Source organism: Mycobacteroides chelonae, assembly GCF_016767715.1.
Lineage (GTDB): Bacteria > Actinomycetota > Actinomycetes > Mycobacteriales > Mycobacteriaceae > Mycobacterium > Mycobacterium gwanakae.
In genome coordinates this window covers 983,520-998,019 of the sequence record NZ_CP050145.1, presented here as the reverse complement: position 1 = coordinate 998,019, position 14,500 = coordinate 983,520, and the positions used below count along the sequence as shown (strand labels likewise).

The following is a 14,500-nucleotide window of genomic DNA, read 5'->3' as shown; positions in this document are numbered from 1 at the left end:
AGATCTGTTCTGCCACCTTCTATTCAAACGCGGCGCCTGCGCTGGCTAGAGGTGACGGCCAGCGGTGTCATTCAGTGTGATGCCGCGGCGCCACAGTTTGGCGGTGTAGATGGTGTGCTCACCGAGCATGCGGGCTGTGAAGGTGGCTAAGGAGACCGCGATCATCAGGGGAAGAATGATCGAGTATTGGCCGGTCAGCTCGAACAACGTCACTACCGCGGTGATCGGGGCGCCGGTCGCACCGCCCAGCAGTGCTCCCATGCCTATCAAGGCATAGGAACTGGCAACCACACTCAGCGCCGGGTCCAGCTGGTGAATCGTCTGACCGAAGGCACTGCCAGCCATCGCGCCAATGAATAGCGTAGGGGCGAAGATGCCGCCGGAGCCGCCGATGCCGATGGTCAGACTCGTCGCGAAGATCTTGCCGAGCAGGAGCACCACCAACATGGTGATCGCATAGTGTCCGCTGACGGCATTGCGCAGGACCGGATAGCCCACTCCATACATTTGTGGCAGCGCGACCAGCAAGGCGCCAAGGACGACTCCGCCGACGGCCGGTCGCGCCCATTGAGGCCCGCGCCAGATCCAGTCACAGGCGTCCTCTACCCAATACAGAACCTTCGAGAAGGCAGCGGCCACCACACCGGCGCCGACACCGAGCAGTCCGTAGAGCAGATACTCGAACGGGCGCTGCACACTGAATCCTGGTAGCGACAGGAATGGATGATCGCCCATGAGGGCGCGTCCTACCACTGCTGCTGCCACACTTGAAAGCAGGACTACCCCGGCGGACTCGGCATCCAGGCTGCACAAGATCAGCTCGAGAGCAAAGAACACCCCCGCCAGCGGAGCATTGAAAGTGGCCGAAATACCTCCTGCAGCACCGCAAGCGAGCAAAAGCTGCAATCGCCGACCATCGAGGCGCAGCACCTGCCCCACCGCTGAGCCCGCCGCGGCACCAATTTGGACGATCGGCCCTTCTCGTCCTACCGACCCACCGCCACCAATACACAACGCTGAGGCCAATGCCTTGACGATCGTGACCTGCGGCGCGATCCGACCTCCACCGCGGGCGACGGCGAACATCACCTCCGGTACCCCGTGACCACGAGCCTCCGGCGCAAAATGATGCACGATGGGTCCATAAATAGCTCCCGCGACCATCGGGGATAACAACAGAAACCACAAGCCCAGCGCCGGCCACTGCGCGCTCGGCACTCGCCCCAAAGCTGAGTAGTCCTCGACTCCGGTGAACAATCGGGTGAAAAAGATTATCAGCCAACGGAATCCGACCGCCCCCAAGCCTGTGATGGCACCAACGCCTAGCGCCGTTGTCACCATCAGCATCCCACCGTGGCGCCACCGTCCCAGCCAGATTTGCACAGACGCGGCAATGCCGAGCGCAGACGAGCAGACTCCGGTCATCATCGGAGTATGCAACAGTTGCATACTGCAGCTTTCGGCACCCCGGGCCGGCAGCCTCCACATCATCGCGCCGGACGGTCAACCCGTGTCCCAATCCAGTGCCGCGCCGCGGCCAAAATCGCATCATGGCGCGCGCACATGACGCCAATGGTCAGCGGGATGCGGCGGTCGGGATAGATGGTCGAGGTTCAAGTCCTCCAGAGCACCCACCTCCCCGCCGCCCACTCACACGCGCCCCACAGAACTCATTGGGGCGCGCAGGCGCCACCGGCGCGCCACCAACCGTCGTCCAGAGCAAGTAGCAGAAACGACCCAACCTGCGCCAACTGAACATCTCCGAACATGAAGCGTTGCGCAGCGTCTACAGATCGCATGGCTATTGGAATAGTCATAGTATTCTGATGTAGGTGATCCACTGGGATATCGCGCCATGTGTCGCCCACGCCCGATCCTCAGGCGCGTTCTCAAAGCCGCCGTATTGCGAAGGAGAGTCTCGAGCACTGCGCATCCCGAGCTTCCGATTACTACGGCGAAAAAGCGTGAAAAAGGCTGGCCGTGATGCAGGTGAGCGTCGTATCGGCCCGACAAAACCATTGAGTGAAAATCGCTTTCTTCCTCGGTCAAGGGTCGGCCCAATACACCGACCTTGCTAGCCGACAGCCGACTACCAGAGGAGATCAATGGCAAGTCCAGTACAAGGAGTCTGAACAACATGAACATATCACCCTGGTTTGCTATCAAAGATCACGGATGGCAAGCCGATGCTTTGTGTCGTAATGCCGATCCCGAACTATTCTTTCACCCCGACTGGGAACGGGGAAGTGCGCGGCGCCTGCGCCAACAACGAGCGCGGGAAGTCTGCGCGAGCTGTCCTGTCATTCTGAGATGCAGACTATTCGCCATCGACGGTAAAGAACCTTATGGCACCTGGGGCGGCCTGAGCGAAGAAGACCGCCGTCGGCGCATGCGCTGACTCGATATCACAGACCGCCTGCGGACCGTACGGCCAGTCCGACACAAGTGGCGCTTAACACCCTGGTGAGCGCCGGAAGAAAATCCATGTTCCAGGTGCTTGGCAAATTCTCTGACCCCAGGACTTCCGCCAGCTCCGCGGGAGGGTTCGCGGTTTGCCAGAAGATGGCGGCAAGTGCGCACGCCGTGGCCACCACATCAATGGCTGCCTGGTCATCGAATAGGAGACACGTTCTCCGAAGTGCCCGTGCGATCGCCTCTATCGATTTGAGAGTGGATACGCGGAATTGCAGCACTTGCTTGGCGGGCACTTCACGTTCAAGATGTAAAGGCAAGTTGGTTAACAGGTCGCAGAACAACGGATCAGCTGCCAGCTCTGCTGCCAGAATCCTGGCGATCTCGCCGGGCGGGGCGCTTTGTTTCGCGTCGAGACGCTCGCAAACACGACAAGCCCATTGCTCCCAGCGCTCCTGCCCGAGCAAAAGAAGGACTTCCTTATACGAACTGTAATAGCGGCGGACCGCGGAGTGGTGGATACCTGCCCGATCAGCGAGCGCAGTCAAAGTCACCGATGCGACGCCAACTTCATTGGCCAGCGAGCGAGCCGCGTCAAGCATCGCGGAAGCTCTTCGATGCTTGTCTTCGTCCGTCCGCGCGCGCTGAAAGTCCTGTTCACGCACGAAACGAGCATATCGCAGGTCAACTGGCCGCACGGCCCACCTCGAGCGAACTGCCACCGGGTTTTCTAGCTGCACCAAGCAGCTCCTACGTCACTGCGGCGATGCGGACCGAATACGAACGTTCTGAGGCCACCAGAACCAGCGTTTCATAAGCGCGGCGATGGCCGGCGTCATGAATGAGCGCACGACCAATGTGTCGAAGAGCAATCCGAGGCCGATGGTAGTCCCGACCTGAGCCATGACCCGCAGGTCGCCTATTGCGAACGACATCATAGTGAAGGCGAACACCAGTCCTGCGGAGGTCACGACACTGCCGGTACCGGCCATCGACCGTATGATTCCGGTTTTTGCGCCAGCGGAGCGTTCCTCTAGGAAGCGGGACACCAGAAGCAGGTTGTAGTCAGATCCCACAGCTAGCAGGATGATCACCGACATTCCGAGGATCATCCAGTGCAGTTCGAGCCCGATGATGTGTTGCCATAGCAGGACCGAGAGTCCGAATGAGGCGGCGAGCGACAGCAGTACCGTGCCTACGATCACCAAGGCGGCCATGGGTGCCCGCGTGATGATGAGCATGACGATGAAGATCAAGCATAGCGCCGAAACGGCGGCGATCACGAGATCGTAGTTCGAGCCCTCTTGCATATCTTTATAGGTTGCTGCGGTGCCCCCCAGGTAGATCTTTGAGGTTTCCAGGGGTGTTCCCTTGATGGCCTCGAAGGCCGCATTTTTTATCTGAGGGATGCGTGAGATGCCCTCCGGCGTCGCGGGGTCTCCTTGATGGGAGATGATGAATCGTACAGATTTGCCATCGGGTGAGACGAATTGTTTGAGGCCTCGTTTGAATTCGGGATTGTCGAATACCTCTGGTGGTAGGTAGAACGAATCGTCGTTCTTGGATTGGTCGAATGCTAGACCCATTGCATTCGAGTTCTCCTGTTGCGCGTTCTGTAGATCCTGTTGGCCCTTCTGGGTTGCGTAGTTGGTCAGCGCCCGCTTGAGATCGGCTTCCTGGCTAGGAATTTGCGGGGGAAGTAATGCGTCGAGTTGGCGTTGTACGGTATCAAGTTTGTTAAGGCTGGCCGTGATGTTTCCGAATTGATCGGAGAGCTCGTCGATACTGTCGATGGCATCGAATAGTCCTCGAAGCGCGGAGCAAAAGGGGATGTCGAAGCAGTGCGGTTCCCAGTAGAAGTAGTTGCGTATCGGCCGCAGGACATCGTCGATGTTGGCGATCTTGTCACGCAGATCAGCGATGATCGGAACGAGATTAGCGTAAGCCTTGCTCTGCTCGGCTTGATTGGCTGCGCTTTGCTGTTGTAGCGCCATTTGTCGTCGCAGTCGGTCGATGCTCTTGGAGATGCTGTCGGCCTGCCCCAGAAGATCTGCCGTGCGGTCCTGCGAGTAGGAGCGGGTCAGTTGGCTGCCGCCCTGGCTACTGAGCTGGTACGGGATGGAGGTGTGTTCGATCGGGGTGCCCATCGGCCGGGTGATGGTCTGTACGCGGGCGATGCCCGGCATATGGAAGACAGCCTTTGCGATCCGTTCGATGATGAGCATGTCCGTAGAATTACGCAGATCGCGATCGGCCTGGATCATCAATAATTCTGGGTTCAGGCGAGCTGAGGACATGTGGCGCTCGAGAGCAATGTAGCCCTCGTTGGCTTCCATATCCGCTGGCATGTATCTGCGGTCGTCATAACTAGTCTTGTAAGACGGCAGTGCCAGCAAACCAATCAAGGCCGCCGCGAGAGACACCGCCAGGATTGGGCCTGGCCAGCGGACAATGGCGGTGCCAATCCGGCGCCAACTGCGGGTGCGCAACGCGCGTTTGGGGTCCAAGAGGCCGAACCGGCTCGCCAGCGAGATCACTGCCGGAGCCAAGGTGAGTGCGGCCACAGTCACCGAAAGCATCCCCACAGCTAGGGGCACGCCGAGACTCTGGAAATAGGGCAATCGGGTGAAACTGAGACACAGGGTCGCGCCCGCAACCGTCGTGCCTGAGCCAAGGATCACGTGGGCAGTGCCTCGATACATGGTGTAGAAGGCGTTCTCACGGTCTTGTCCGCATTGACGCGCTTCGTGATAGCGGCCGAGGAGGAAGATTACATAGTCGGTGCCTGCCGCGATCGCGAGCAGCGTGAGCAAATTGACCGCGAAGGTCGAGAGCCCAATTAGCCCGTAGTAGCCAAGAAACGCCACGACACCCCTCGCCGCAGCCAATTCGAGCAAGACCAACAGGACCGTAGCGACCATCGTGACGATTGAGCGATAGACGAGGAGCAACATCAGCACGATGACGCCGATGGTCATCGCGGTGACCAGCTGCAGACTCTTATCGCCAGCGTGCTGCTGATCGGAGAGTAGCGCTGCTTGTCCGGTGACATAGACCTTTAGACCCGGCGGCGGTGACGCGGCGGCCACCGCGTTCTTAACCGCCTGCGCGGATTCATTGGCCAACGCCTCGCCCTGATTGCCTGCAAGGTAAAGCTGCGCGTAAGCAGCCTTGCCGTCCGCGCTCTGAACGCCAGCGGCAGTCAACGGGTCACCCCAGAAATCTTGGACGTGCTGGACATGCTCAGTGTCTGATTCGAGTTTCTTGATCAGACCGGCGTAGTACTTGTGGGCCTCGCTGCCAAGCGGTGTCTCGCCCTCCAGCACAATCATCGCCGAGCTGTTGGACTCGAACTCCTGGAAGACCTTGCCTATCAGCTTCATAGCCTGAAGCGACGGCGCATCATCAGGAGTAAGGGAGACCGAATGCATTTCGCCGACCACTTCCAGCTGGGGCACGACGACGTTCACGAAGGCGGTCAACGCCAGCCAGCCCAGCAAGACCGGGACGCGGAACAAACGCAGGAATCGGGCAACCACTGGACGCTCGCCGACATGGCGGTTACGACTCATGCGGACTTCACCAGGCAGAAGGTCTGGGCACTGACGCCATCGGACGTGTTCTCGGCCTTGATCTCGTCATTGACAATGACGCGGCAGCTGATGCTATCCCCATCACCCTGCGCGACCACCGTGGCGCTAGCCGACGGCGCTTTGGTCGTGAGCTTGACCGACCAGGGCAGCGGCACGTCACGCACAATCTGAGGGTTGGCCTGAAGATCCAGATAGTTGATGGTCGCCACGGCGCCTTCCTTTCCGAAAACCTCGTAGGTAACGGTCTTGGGGTTGAACGGCTCCGCGTCATCGGCTAGGCCAGCGCCCGGCCGGGTAATTTCGGTGTTAGAGCCGAAGAAACCACGTACCCGACAGACCACCAATCCACCGAGCACCAGGACGACCACGATGAGGAGCGGAATCCACGTCCGCTTGAGCACCAAGCCCGCGCCCTTGTCCATCACGGCTGCGCCACCCATAACATCGAATGACCCGGCGCACCTATGCCCCGGCACTGATGCGGTCGATCCAGGCGAGTGCGTCGTGATGCCTCGACTTCCATCTCACGGCTGCGGGCCCCGATTTTCCAGGGCGCCCGTTCCCTACTTCGTGCGTTGATGATCCGGACCCTCTCCTCTGGGCGCGCAGCGCCAAGCCCCCGGTAAATAACGCAGAGCATGTGCGTTATTTACCATACGTCCTGACAATTGGAGACGCAACACACATACCGTGCGTTGCAACTGGTCCGGTGGCGCAGATACATGAGCAGGCCCTTTGGCAAATATTGATCTCACACCGGATGCGCCAATTCGCGTGGCGTGGCGGCGACAACACGCGGTAGCTACACGACGTCGTCATGACATTGCTCCCACACCCTTGTCTGCAGCCGATTCGTCTCACCCGCCACGCTCAAGACAGCTGCCTTCTCGTGCGCCCATCGGCTTAAAAAACAGTTCAAGGCCGTCAGGGCTGCGGGAATCTATTCAAACTGCAGGCACTCGCCGGGCGGCGATCATCATCGACGAAAGTCTCGACGGGAGACTGCGCATATTGAATCGACACCGGGTAATTCGGGCCTACCACGCGCGACGCAGGTCAGTGTGATTGTGCGCACCCCTTGCACACAGCAACCACTCAAACCGCAACCTCGACGCGGTACTTTCGATAGATCGAACGGACGGGTACCGAAAAATAGGCGGGTTCACGGTATGGATATAACGCGCACTATGCGCTTACATCTAATCCGGTCGACCCGCGCAGCCGCCAACGCTGCATGCTGAGGGCGCCGTCGTGCACGAGTGCTTGCACACTACGTCGCCAACGCCGTGTTCAGCGGGGTGTAGATATTCTGGTTCTTCTCCGGGTCCGGCCGCGAACCCGATCGAGGGCGGTCGTCCAGACTGCCTTGCCAACGGCTATCGCCTCACCGAATCGATCACGGCCACTGAACAATTGATTGCCCAAGACCACCGCATCGGCCTTGGTACGTGCGCTGGCTTTGCTCAGATGGCCGCTGTCAAAGAGGGGCTGGGGATCGTATTCTATGACCAGCTGCGCCGCCTCGGCATGCCTCTGCCCTTCCACTTCATTGAGCAGCCACAGACCCAAGTCGAGGCCGGCCGAAACTCCCGCACCAGTGACAATCTTTCCGTCGACCACCATCCGCTGGTCTTTGTCTGGCCTTGCCCCATAGGCTTTCAACATAGGCAGGGCAGCCCAGTGGCTAGTGGCGCGGCGACCGGCCAACAGCCCGGCGGCTGCCAGGATGACTGATCCGCTGCACACCGAAACTGTCCACATTGTTGTCGGGTGAACGCGACGTAGCCATTCCAAAAGCTGCTCATCGATAGAGGTTCGCATGGTCGCCAGTAGAGATCCGCCGACCAGAACGATATCGGGACGTGGTGTCTCATCGAAGGAGTGGGTCGCGCCCAGAATCAACGTCCGGCTATCGGTCATCACAGGACCTGGTTGGTGCCATACGAATCGGACCTCACTATCCGGGAGGGTACGTAACAGCTCAAAGGGGCCAACCACATCGAGTGCAGTCATTCCCGGGTAGACAACAATGGCGATTTGCTTGCGTTTGTTCGCGCTGTTGTCCGAACCCGGCCCAGCGTTGACGGCAGGGTGCACCTCAACCTCAGCCGCCAAATCGGCAAAGCCATCCTCCTTCCCATCCCGGGTGAAGTTGTCCATGGTCATGCGTTCGCCACCAACACCAATGGGGCCCGATTTTCAGACATCATAGATATTAGGATCGCATCATTATTCAAATGAGGCCAGTCGCGAGAACTAGGGTTACTTCTGGCGAATCAGGCAGTCATCCCACCGCTTACGGCATTCGGCGATTCAAACGACCAGCGGGCTGGCAGTCGTATGCGCCGTACGGTTAGCTATCGCCGGACGCTGCTCGTCGGCCGCCTGCCCGGTAGCACCGCGCTGGCCATCTCGCAGCCAGCGATGCTCCACTCGCCTATGTGATCGATAACTCAGGACCGCTGCTGTTGGGCTGAGCGTTGAGGTACAGCCGAACGGTTGACACCAGCAGGGCCGCCGAGCGCTCCGCGTCCAACATTCCCATGGCTTGCCCCGCCGCCAGCCCGATCCCCATGGCGCAGGCTGTGAGAACCGCATCGTCGAGGTCAGTGTCTGACACCGATTCGCCCTCGGGCTGCTCCTCCATTAGTACCCGGCCCCACTCCAAGAACCGGTCAACGGCCTCCATGTTGGCCTGGCGCTGATCCGGATTCCGGAGCGTACTGACGGTGTACTCCGCAGCAAGAACCGACAGCGGGAAGTCGCCCGACAGTATGGACCACCACGTGGAGATCGCGGCGAGCCGTTCCTCGAGGCTCCCGTCGGTGGCGACAAGCGCCGCCATCAGCGAGGTCGCCTCCGCTGCATAGCGACTCTTGAGGACCTCAAGGCAAAGCACTTCTTTGCTCTCAAAATTGCTGTATACCGCACCAATCGTCCGGCCAGCTTCGGCGGCGATGGCGGCGATGGACGTGGCGTGATACCCGCCCTCGAGAAACATCCGTGCGGCCGCATCGAGCAGTTCCTGACGGGTCTGCGCCTGGCTCTCCGCCCGGGTCAGTACCTTCCTCGCGGCCACCTTGATCCTCCGTCATTTGCACTCAAGCCCGGCTGCGGTTTTCCCCACAGCTCAAGCGCATGCTATCGCCATTCAAATAACCCAGCGATCTCATCTTTGTCGTCACCTTAGCCACTTCGCTGCTGAACAATAGTCAACGGGGCCTGGACGGGGGCATCGACCACCAGCTGATAACAATAATCATCCAGCGGGAACCTGCGATTGCCACGGCTGGCCTCAAAAAAGCCGGAAGGACGAATGTATGTCGAATCTCCCTGGGAATTGCGGTAATACGTCGGAACGTGGCCATTGAGTTCTGCCAAGTAGTACCGCATCACCTCGCCGCGGGCATAAATATCGCGGTGGTAGCGCTCGGCTACGTCTTTCCGGATCTCGCATACCGTCGCACGTCGCCGCCGAGCCTCCGTGATGGCACGGACGGCGTGATCGGCCGTCATCTCCACAAAGGCATGCCAGCCGGACCCGGTCCACGAGTACGGCCCCACCAGCGTCCACCGATTCGGCAGGCCGTGCACCGAGACGCTCTGGTAGGCCTGCAGACCCTCTTCCTGATAAAAAGTCGCCAGGTCGAAACCGTCACGTCCGACGATCGTTCCCGCACGGTAAGTCTCGGGATCCGAGAACACCTCATAACCCGTCGCAAGGATGAGCACGTCGACCTTATGCAGCACTCCGTCTCGGGTTCGGACCCCGGTCGCGGTGATTTTCTCGATGGGCTCGGTAACCAGGGTCACGTTGTTGCGGTTATAGGCCCGTAGATAGCTATTGGAGGTCGTCGGACGTTTGGCCAGCACTCCGAAATTGGGGGTCAGCTTGTCAGCTGTCCCCGGATCCTCGACCACCATGCGGATGTAACGCCGGTACGCCGAAATCAACCATGTGTCAAAATGATCGGCGATGAGATGCATCGGCTGTGACGGCATCGCGCAGACCGTCCGCAGCACAAGATCAGCCACCACGAGTATCGCGCCGTGCAACGCGGGAACAACTCCGGGTGCCGCCAACAGCATTTGCACCAGACGCGGTACTTCAAAGTCGGGCTTGGGAACCGTCCACACCGGCGTTCGCTGGAATACCGTGAGGTGGCTGACCTCCGGTGCGATGGCCGGGACGATCTGAACAGCGCTCGCACCAGTGCCGATGATGGCGACCGTTTTGCCGGACATGTCGTAGTCGTCATCCCAGCAACTCGGGCGTTGAACCTTGCCCTTGAATGACTTTGCCCCGGGAATGCCAACGTCATCTTTGGGGCGTACGAAGGCACCGACCGCGCTGATAACGAATCGCGCCGTCACAGCAGAGCCATCTTGCATGTGGAGCCGCCAGAACCGTTCACTGTCGTCCCACACTTCGCGTTCCACTGTGCAGTTAAAGCGGGTGCGCTCGTACAGTCCGAATCGGGCCGCCACCTCGACGTGATAGCGCTTGACTTCAGCTCCCAGCGGAAAGAACCTGCTCCATTTAGGGTTTCGCGCGAAGGAGTACTGATAGGTCACGCCGGGGATATCAACCCCGAGTCCCGGATAGTGGTTCTCGTGCCAGCTGCCTCCCACGTCGTCGGCGCGTTCGATGATCACAAAGTCATCGATGCCGGCGCGGCGCAGCTTGGCGGCGGCAGCTATCCCCGCCGGGCCCGCACCGATGATGGCCACCTGGTAATCCGGCCCCAGGCCATTCCCTGCCATACACACCCCTCCTTCTACAATATTCAGCCGGGGCCTACTCACCGACGGTGACGGCTTCACTGGCAATCTCTTTGGGCGACGAGCCACCCGAAGGCAACCGTGTGTACGTGTAGTGACCAAACGGGAAATGCTTATTGCCCCACCACATTTCGAAATGCGTGCTAGGGCGGATGGCGGCAGCGTCTCCCTGATAGTTGACGTAGTAGGTGTTGGATCCCTCGCACGCCGGAGATAGCCACATGGTCTTTGCGGCACGCCGCCTACTCTTTTCGTAGTAGGCATCGTGCGCTTCACGCTTGATCTCCACCCGTGTGGCGTTCCGGCGCCGCGTCTCGGCAATAGCCCGCGCCGCATGGCGGCTGGTGCACTCAATCATGGCGAGATACGAGCCGGCCGCAAACCCATAAGGGCCGGTGATAAGGAAGGCGTTGGGGAAACTGGGCACCGACACACCTTGATAGGCCTGGTAGCGATTCTCATGGAAGAAGTCGCTGATATCCAGGCCTCCCACTCCCCGCAGAGGAAACGGCGGTGTGTAGCCCTTCGCCATGACCTTGAATCCGGTGGCGCACACCAAGACGTCGATGTCGTGTAACACACTGTCCTCGGTAACCACTGCGTGCTCAGTGATCTCCTTGATGGGCTTGGTCACCAAGCTCACGTTGGGACGCGTGAACGTCTTGAGATACCTATTGGAGACAGACGGGCGCTTACAGCCCGGCGCATACGTTGGTGTGAGTTCTTCGGCGAGCTCGGGGTTGTCGCGCAGCCACATCCGGTAACCGGCCGCGCCTCCACGTTTGAGGGAGTTGACGAGAAACGGCACCTTTTCGTGGAACACTCCGATGCCGGTCAGACCAATGTCGATCGCGAGGGTCACAACGGCACGGATCCCGCGCCGGAGAATCGGAAATTTGAGCAACAGAGCACTGACCGGACTCGGTATCGGAAAATCGGGTTTGGGGGCGACCCAAATAGGTGTGCGCTGAAATACCGTGAGATGACTGGCCACAGCGGCTAACTCCGGAATAAGTTGCAGCGCGGTGGCTCCGGTGCCAATCACCGCGATGCGCTTACCACGATAGTCGTACTCGTGGTCCCAACTGGCGGTATGCACGGTCTTTCCCGAAAATGTGCCGACGCCAGGGACATCCGGGAGATTCGGCACCTCCAGCGCACCGACGGCACCGATGACGAACCGCGCAACCAGGTTTTCTCCGGAGTCTAGTTCGATACGCCAAACATTCTGTTCCTCGTCCCAGTCAGCCCCGACCACCGCCGTGTTCAAGCGGATTCGTGATCGCAGCCCGTACGAATCCACTACCTGCTCGGCGTATTGCTTGACCTCAGCACCGGGCGCGAACATCCGGGTCCACTTCTTTGGGGGCTCGTAGGAGAAGCTGTAGTAGATGGACGGAATATCTACCGCGACACCGGGATAGGTGTTGGCATGCCAGGTGCCCCCGATGCCGTCGTTCTTGTCGATGATCAGAAAGTCGTCGATGCCCGCCTTGGTCAGCTGTACCCCAGAACCAATTCCGCCAAAGCCCGCCCCGATGATCACCACCTCGTGGTCGATCGTTGTGTTCATGCCCCTACCTTTCGTTGCGCAAGCCGGTTAATCAACGGCCTGAGCCGTTCGAGGAGTCTTTCCAGCAGGTCGAAGGAAATGACCGATGCACCCCAGCGCACGAGCCCCGGCGAGAATCGCATCAGTCCGTAGATGAACCAAGCCTCGGGGTTCACTGGAACAATCGCCCAGTTACGGCGGACCGACCGCTCAATGACGCGCGCAACCTTGTCGGGCCCGGCATATGCCAGTCCGGTTTGCACGGCCAACATGTCTTCGCGCCACAATTCTGGGTCCTTGTCGACGAGTCCGTGGCGCTGCCCGTGTGCCAGCAGATTCGTCCGGATAGCACCTGGGCAGATGGCGGTGACACCGATACCGTGCGGCCGCAGTTCGATCCGTAGGCACTGTGTGGCCATCAGCACGGCAGCCTTCGCGACGCCGTATGCACTGATCAGCTTCGACGGTAGGAATGCGGCGCCGGACGAAATGTTCACGATATGTCCGCGTACGCCTGCGTCGATCATCTGTTGGCCGAAGACCTTTGATCCGTACACCACGCTCATCAGGTCGATATCGACTGTGCGTTGCCATTGGGCGGCACTGGTCTCGACAAATCCCCCGATGTCCATCACGCCGGCGTTGTTCACCAGCACATCGGCCGACCCGAACTCGGTGCCTACCCATTGCGCGAAGTCGACCCACTGCTGCTCGCTGCTGACGTCGAGTGCATAGGGCACCGCGTGACCGTGATGGGCTTTGATCTCTGCGGCTGCGGCCTCAGCGCCCGCGCGATCAATATCGGCGATGATCACTCGGTCGCCCTTGCGGGCAAAGAGCTTCGCCGTTTCCTTGCCAATTCCGGCCGCTGAGCCGGTGATGATGACGGTCCTCATTTCACACCTCCGAAAACCTTGCCCGATAGGCCTACCGCTTTGTCTGCCAAAGACATGCTGACCGCCGAACTGATACCACGCATCGCGGCAGGCGAAAGTCTGTACAGGTACCACCCGAGCCACGCTTCCAAGCCGACGGGAACGGTGGCCAGATTGAAGCGCACTGCTCGCTCCACAGCTGCCGCCACACGTTTCGGCGAGCGTCCCATAAAGCGATGTCCTGCAGCAAGTTTGGCAGCCCACGCCGCGCTATCGTCGGAGCTGACGCCACCACGAGTGCCATTGGCCGCAAGCCGCGTACGGATCAGTCCCGGACAAATCGCGCTCACGCCGATTCCCTGCGGCCCGAACTCGGAACGCAGCGCCTGTGTGCCAAGCCAGACCCCCGCCTTGGCTGTCACGTATGACGGCCCTACCGCCGTGGGCAGGAAGGCACCCATTGACGCGACGTTCACGATGTGGCCGCGGGTACCCGCACGGACCATCTTCTCGACGAACAGCCGCGACCCGATAAGTGGACTCATCATGTTGATTTGAATCATCCGGCGCCAGTCGTCACCGGTTTGCTCCAGGAATCCCCCCCCAATCAGAATTCCGGCATTGTTGACCACCACATCGGGGACACCGAATTCAGCAACCACCCACCCGGTGAACGCCTCCCAATCCTCCACATCGGCGACGTCCAGGCGGCGGAACACAGCGTTTCCACCCTTCGACCGGATCAGATCCACCGATTCGTTTCCGGTCGTCTCGTTGATATCCGAGACGATGACGACCGCGCCCTTGCGCGCGAAGCGCTGCGCCGTTGCGCGCCCGATTCCACTGCCAGCCCCCGTCACCACCACCAGCGTCATGACGCTAACTCCGCTCCTGAAGACCCAAATCGTCGCCGCCGATCCGCCATCTGCTGACTCCTTTGTCGAATGCTCGCTATCAATCCGAGTGAAGAATATGACTATTTGGATAGTAAGGCAATCCCATTCGAGGAGTTTCCGCGAGACAGGCAGGCGGCGTTCGCAGCTCCAGAGGTCTGCGCCCACACGGGATTCCCCCACGCCCCGACTCGAGAGCGCCCTGGATCGGGCACGGTCCGGCCCTCATGCGGACAGGAACTTTTCGCGCCATCGGCACCGCCATGCCGCAGTGCAGAGCCGCGCAAGCTACAGACCTCACGCTGGGGTTATAGGCCTTTTAGCTGCGCTTTTATAGACTGTATTGTGTGGATATTCAAATATAGCTACTATCCTGATCGCGATGTGATTGCG

11 protein-coding genes are annotated in these 14,500 nt (G+C 60.0%); 1 reads left to right on the top strand and 10 read right to left on the bottom strand.

All coding sequences use genetic code 11. The features are described 5' to 3' along the window. Window positions 1-45: 45 nt before the first annotated feature. On the bottom strand, window positions 46-1,449 hold the full coding sequence (locus HBA99_RS04880) for a chloride channel protein (RefSeq protein WP_234798048.1): 1,404 nt from the start codon (window positions 1,447-1,449) through the stop codon (window positions 46-48). A gap of 688 nt (window positions 1,450-2,137) precedes the next feature. On the opposite strand from HBA99_RS04880, the gene HBA99_RS04875 reads away from it, so the two are divergent. Then, window positions 2,138-2,398, top strand: coding sequence for a WhiB family transcriptional regulator (locus tag HBA99_RS04875; protein WP_081347616.1), 261 nt, complete (start codon window positions 2,138-2,140; stop codon window positions 2,396-2,398). Window positions 2,399-2,405: 7 nt separating this feature from the next. Here the strand turns inward: HBA99_RS04875 and HBA99_RS04870 are convergent, their stop codons facing one another. The 9 genes from HBA99_RS04870 to HBA99_RS04830 all read right to left on the bottom strand — a co-directional run bounded on the left by HBA99_RS04870 (window position 2,406) and on the right by HBA99_RS04830 (window position 14,089). After that, on the bottom strand, window positions 2,406-3,077 hold the full coding sequence (locus HBA99_RS04870) for a TetR/AcrR family transcriptional regulator (protein ID WP_070951480.1): 672 nt from the start codon (window positions 3,075-3,077) through the stop codon (window positions 2,406-2,408). A 90-nt stretch (window positions 3,078-3,167) separates the two neighbouring features. Beyond that, window positions 3,168-5,984 (bottom strand): MMPL/RND family transporter, encoded by a 2,817-nt coding sequence (locus HBA99_RS04865; RefSeq protein ID WP_070951481.1) that lies wholly within the window; start codon window positions 5,982-5,984, stop codon window positions 3,168-3,170. After that, window positions 5,981-6,445, bottom strand: coding sequence for an MmpS family transport accessory protein (locus tag HBA99_RS04860; protein ID WP_272936708.1), 465 nt, complete (start codon window positions 6,443-6,445; stop codon window positions 5,981-5,983). Before HBA99_RS04860 ends, HBA99_RS04865 begins: the two co-directional genes overlap by 4 nt. A gap of 850 nt (window positions 6,446-7,295) precedes the next feature. Continuing rightward, the gene (locus HBA99_RS04855) at window positions 7,296-8,171 is read right to left on the bottom strand and encodes a DJ-1/PfpI family protein (RefSeq protein WP_268968057.1); all 876 of its coding nucleotides are present in this window, start codon (window positions 8,169-8,171) and stop codon (window positions 7,296-7,298) included. Window positions 8,172-8,442: 271 nt separating this feature from the next. Then, a complete protein-coding gene (locus tag HBA99_RS04850) occupies window positions 8,443-9,084 on the bottom strand; it encodes a TetR/AcrR family transcriptional regulator (protein WP_081347617.1) in 642 nt (213 codons plus the stop codon). Between the two features lie 107 nt (window positions 9,085-9,191). Next, a complete protein-coding gene (locus HBA99_RS04845) occupies window positions 9,192-10,769 on the bottom strand; it encodes a flavin-containing monooxygenase (RefSeq protein WP_070951482.1) in 1,578 nt (525 codons plus the stop codon). 34 nt (window positions 10,770-10,803) lie between these two features. Then, on the bottom strand, window positions 10,804-12,360 hold the full coding sequence (locus tag HBA99_RS04840; protein WP_070926125.1) for a flavin-containing monooxygenase: 1,557 nt from the start codon (window positions 12,358-12,360) through the stop codon (window positions 10,804-10,806). Beyond that, a complete protein-coding gene (locus HBA99_RS04835) occupies window positions 12,357-13,235 on the bottom strand; it encodes an SDR family NAD(P)-dependent oxidoreductase (RefSeq protein WP_070926127.1) in 879 nt (292 codons plus the stop codon). The genes HBA99_RS04840 and HBA99_RS04835 overlap by 4 nt, the downstream gene beginning before the upstream one ends. Beyond that, the gene (locus HBA99_RS04830; RefSeq protein ID WP_070926128.1) at window positions 13,232-14,089 is read right to left on the bottom strand and encodes an SDR family NAD(P)-dependent oxidoreductase; all 858 of its coding nucleotides are present in this window, start codon (window positions 14,087-14,089) and stop codon (window positions 13,232-13,234) included. Before HBA99_RS04830 ends, HBA99_RS04835 begins: the two co-directional genes overlap by 4 nt. Window positions 14,090-14,500: the final 411 nt, after the last annotated feature.